The sequence below is a fragment of the uncultured Flavobacterium sp. genome, from assembly GCF_963925185.1.
Lineage (GTDB): Bacteria > Bacteroidota > Bacteroidia > Flavobacteriales > Flavobacteriaceae > Flavobacterium.
Map to the genome: position 1 here is coordinate 1 of NZ_CAWURC010000045.1, position 4589 is coordinate 4589.

Below are 4589 nucleotides of genomic sequence, written 5' to 3' on the forward strand. Positions count from 1 at the left end.
TTGTGCAGTAAAACGGAACAAAAAATGTATCGAGAATCGTTTTTAACGAAATTTTTCTTGTTCTCGATACGATTTTCTTACAAAAACTAATCACACCGACGAAAAATTACCATTAAAAACTAATTACACCCAACGGGTTAACTATTAATACTTTATATAAAATTTAAAATAGTTGGTTTTGAGTATTTAGAGTTTTTAGTTAGGTTTTAAATAGTCTTTTAAGTAAAATAATGGAGTGCTTATGTTTTGAACTTAGTAAGAAGCGTATTTTATGTTCAATACTTTTTTTTAATAGCTCAAAACCAGAATTGATTGTAGATTATTCAGATAGTATTATAACTTTCAATAATAACTAGTCTGTTTCCGAAGTAATGAAACGATTCATATCGAATTAAACAAAGTGCTCTTTATTATCACTCCTAATACTCTTTAATTCTAAAGGTTTCTTCTTCAAATTGGCCAAAATGATTTTTCATGTTCCAAGAAATTTGTTTCCTACCCTAAAATGAACTTAATTTGGTTTTTTATAATAATTAGAATTTAATTTAGAATATATGGAAGAGTTTGTAGGAATGATAAATGATATTGTTTGGAGTTATGCGTTAATAGCTTTGTGTCTAGGTACCGGACTTTATTTTTCTATAAGAACCCGTTTTTTACAAGTGCGTCATTTCAAAGAAATGTTCCGCCTATTGTTTGATGGTAAAAGCACGGAGTCTGGGGTTTCTTCCTTTCAGGCTTTATCTATGTCATTGGCAGGTAGAGTAGGAACAGGGAATATCGCAGGAGTTGCTACGGCGATTGCATTTGGTGGGCCAGGAGCTATGTTTTGGATGTGGATGGTTGCCTTTTTAGGAGCAAGTACCGCTTTTGTTGAAGCGACTTTGGCTCAAATTTATAAAGAGAAACATTTAGGACAGTTTCGTGGAGGCCCCGCTTTTTATATAGAAAGAGGTTTAGGGGTGAAATGGTTTGGTATTTTGTTTGCCGTTGTTTCTGTTATTTCAGCGGGTCTATTATTGCCGGGTGTTCAAGCTAATTCGGTGGCTGATGGTATTCAAAATGCTTTTCAATTGGATACTTGGATTTCTGGAGTTGCTGTGGCGATTATATTTGGTCTTATTGTATTTGGTGGAGTAAAAAGAATTGCCAAATTTACGGAGTATGTTGTGCCTATTATGGCTATAGGTTATGTCTTAATTGTATTAGTGATAATTGCTATTGATTATGATCAACTTCCAGGGGTTGTTTCATTAGTGTTCAAAAGTGCCTTTAATATGGAAGCTGGTTTTGGAGCTGTTTTTGGTCTTGCCATTCAATGGGGAGTAAAAAGAGGGATTTATTCAAATGAAGCAGGACAAGGTACAGCGCCACATGTTGCTGCTGCCGCCAATGTTTCACATCCTACTAAGCAAGGTTTAGTTCAATCATTTTCTGTTTATATTGATACTTTATTGGTTTGTTCTGCAACAGGGTTTATGTTGTTGATAACAGGAAAATACAATGTGTATAATCCAAGTTTTGGAACTGGAGGCGCTTCTGAATTTTTATATAATGGAGCACAAAATGTTACGGTAGGTCCAGGATTTACTCAAAGTGCTATGGATAGTGTTTTTCCAGGTTTTGGGTCTTATTTTGTGGCAATCTCATTGTTTTTCTTCGCTTTCACAACAATTTTGGCTTATTATTATATTGCGGAAACTAATATTTCTTATTTAACCAGAAACTTAAAATCACCAATTTACACTCATATTCTTAAAGGGGTTATGATGTTGGTAATTATGTATGGTTCTATCAATCAAGCAAAATTGGCCTGGGATATTGGTGATATTGGGGTAGGGCTTATGGCTTGGTTTAATATCATCGCTATTCTACTGTTACAAAAACCCGCTTTGGCAGCTTTAAAAGATTATGAAAAACAGAAAAAAGAAGGAAAAGACCCTATGTTTAATCCAGAAGATATAGGCGTGATGAATGCCAATATTTGGAATACACTTAACAAAAATAAAGAGGAAAAATAATTTTTTCTCAAAGTATTTTAAAGCTTCTAGAAACACAATATTTATGCTGTTTCTAGAAGCATTTATTTTTTATAGACTAATTGTCTAATTAATCTATCTTTGCACCTTTTTAATTATTTAAACGGTTTGAATTAAAATTCTAACCTTATAAAATTCTAATCTTTTCTAATGATTACAGTCAACGATATCTCCGTCCAATTTGGAGGCACAACGCTTTTTAGTGATATTTCTTTTGCTATAAATGAAAATGATAAAATTGCTCTTATGGGTAAAAATGGAGCTGGAAAATCGACGCTTCTAAAAATTATAGCAGGTCAAAGCAAACCTTCAACAGGAAATATTTCGGCTCCAAAAGATGCTATTGTAGCTTATTTGCCTCAGCATTTATTGACTACAGATGGCGCAACGGTTATGGAAGAAACTTCAAAAGCCTTTGGAGAAATTTTTGGTATGAAAGCGGAAATTGACGAAATCAACGAACAGTTGACGATTCGGACAGATTATGAAAGTGACGCCTATATGAAATTGATCGAAAGAGTTTCAGACTTAAGTGAAAAATTTTATGCCATTGAAGAAGTAAATTATGAAGCTGAAGTGGAAAAAATCCTGATTGGTTTAGGGTTTGTTCGTGAAGATTTCACTCGTCAAACCTCAGATTTTTCAGGTGGTTGGCGAATGCGAATCGAATTAGCCAAAATTCTTTTGCAAAAACCAGACTTGATTTTATTGGATGAGCCTACGAATCACATGGATATTGAAAGTATTCAATGGTTAGAAGATTTTCTGATTAATTCGGCCAAAGCTGTTGTGGTGATTTCGCATGATAGAGCATTTGTAGACAACATAACGAATCGCACCATTGAAGTTACGATGGGACGGATTTATGATTACAAAGCTAAATATTCTCATTATTTAGAATTAAGAAAAGACAGGAGAGTGCATCAGCAAAAAGCATATGACGAACAGCAACGAATGATTGCTGATAACAGGACTTTTATCGACCGTTTTAAAGGAACATTTTCTAAAACGGATGCCGTTCAGTCCCGTGTTAAGATGTTAGAGAAATTAGTTATTGTTCAGGTTGATGAGGTTGATAATTCGGCGCTGAAATTAAAATTTCCACCAGCCATTCGTTCCGGACAATATCCTGTAATTGTCAAGGATTTATCAAAATCGTATGGAAATCATGTGGTTTTTGAAAACGCCAATATGGTCATAGAACGAGGTGAAAAAGTAGCTTTCCTAGGGAAAAATGGTGAAGGAAAATCAACGATGATTAAAGCCATTATGAAAGAAATTGAAATCAATGGAGGAAGTTTAGAAATTGGTCATAATGCGCAAATTGGTTATTTTGCCCAAAATCAAGCTTCTTTATTAGATGAAAATGCCACTATCTTTGAAACAATTGATGATATTGCCGTTGGTGATGTTCGTACTAAAATCAAGGATATTTTAGGTGCCTTTATGTTTCACGGAGACGATGTTACTAAAAAAGTAAAAGTGCTTTCGGGTGGCGAAAAAACGCGTTTGGCAATGATAAAATTATTATTGGAACCCGTTAATTTGTTGATTCTGGATGAGCCTTCGAACCATTTAGATATGAAAACCAAAGACATTATCAAAGATGCCCTACGAGATTTTGACGGCACCTTGATTCTAGTTTCGCACGATAGAGATTTTCTTGACGGATTGGCGACTAAGGTTTTTGAATTTGGAAACAAAAGAGTAAAAGAACATTTTGAAGATATTGCTGGCTTCTTGGCACACAAAAAAATGGATAGTATGAAAGAAATTGAGAAATAATAGCAGGTTTCTAATTTAATATTAGGTAACCCTATTAATTTAGTCAATGATATTAGATCGTGTAAATTTTAGATAAAAAAGAGGTTGTTTTCATTAGAAAACAACCTCTTTTTTTATAATCTTATTCCCGGAGGAAGTAACTCTTTGTATATCGGATTTTTTTTGAAAAACACCACAATTTTAGGAAGAATGGGAACTACTTTTAGTTTTCTTTCTATGGCAATTGCCATAATATTTTTGAGTAAGTTTGAAATAAAAATATCATCATCAAATAAATCTGGGACATTAATTTTTGTTAAAAATATTTTTTTCTCCTGAAACGAATATTCAACGGTAACTAATCCTTCATCCACAATGGTCTCAAATTGTCTGGCAAAAGCATTGTCCTTGATTTCAATAATAACGGCAGATTCCATAATAATTTATTTATTTCATTGGCACTTCGACCAATAGTATTTTTGATTTCGAATTGATTTTGATTTCAAATTGATCAAAATCAATTATTCCCAAAGCGTCTCTTTCTTTTAAAATTTGATTGTCAACTTCAATTTCGCCTTCAATCAAGAATAGATATACACCGTTTTGCGGAATATTTACTTTGTAAGTGATGGTTGTATCCTTTTCGAAGATTCCTAGATTGAAAAACGTTTGCTGGTAAACCCATAATGCATGACCGTCGTTTTTGTCTTTTGGAGAAACAATGTTCACAAAGGTATTGATTTGATTTTCAATATCAAATGATTTCTGGTCGTATCTCGGCGTTAC

Annotated in this window: 3 protein-coding genes and 1 pseudogene; 2 read left to right on the forward strand and 2 right to left on the reverse strand. The window is 33.4% G+C overall.

Annotated features, from left to right (window positions below; genetic code table 11):
- The first annotated feature begins 554 nt into the window (after window positions 1-554).
- Both AABM59_RS09720 and AABM59_RS09725 read left to right on the forward strand, forming a co-directional pair.
- Complete coding sequence (locus AABM59_RS09720) at window positions 555-2021, forward strand: alanine/glycine:cation symporter family protein (protein ID WP_338408772.1); 1467 nt, start codon at window positions 555-557, stop codon at window positions 2019-2021.
- Between the two features lie 168 nt (window positions 2022-2189).
- A complete protein-coding gene (locus tag AABM59_RS09725) occupies window positions 2190-3824 on the forward strand; it encodes an ABC-F family ATP-binding cassette domain-containing protein (RefSeq protein ID WP_338408773.1) in 1635 nt (544 codons plus the stop codon).
- A gap of 113 nt (window positions 3825-3937) precedes the next feature.
- On the opposite strand, the gene AABM59_RS09730 is transcribed toward AABM59_RS09725, so the two are convergent.
- On the reverse strand, window positions 3938-4240 hold the full coding sequence (locus AABM59_RS09730) for an N-acetyltransferase (RefSeq protein WP_338408774.1): 303 nt from the start codon (window positions 4238-4240) through the stop codon (window positions 3938-3940).
- Between the two features lie 10 nt (window positions 4241-4250).
- A pseudogene (locus AABM59_RS09735) lies at window positions 4251-4589 on the reverse strand (pirin family protein); the annotation flags it as partial.

Bases quoted from the DNA above. Each gene is read 5' to 3' on its own strand.
- AABM59_RS09720 (WP_338408772.1), top strand. From the start codon at position 555: ATGGAAGAGTTTGTAGGAATGATAAATGATATTGTTTGGAGTTATGCG.
- AABM59_RS09725 (WP_338408773.1), top strand. From the start codon at position 2,190: ATGATTACAGTCAACGATATCTCCGTCCAATTTGGAGGCACAACGCTT.
- AABM59_RS09730 (WP_338408774.1), bottom strand. From the start codon at position 4,240: ATGGAATCTGCCGTTATTATTGAAATCAAGGACAATGCTTTTGCCAGA.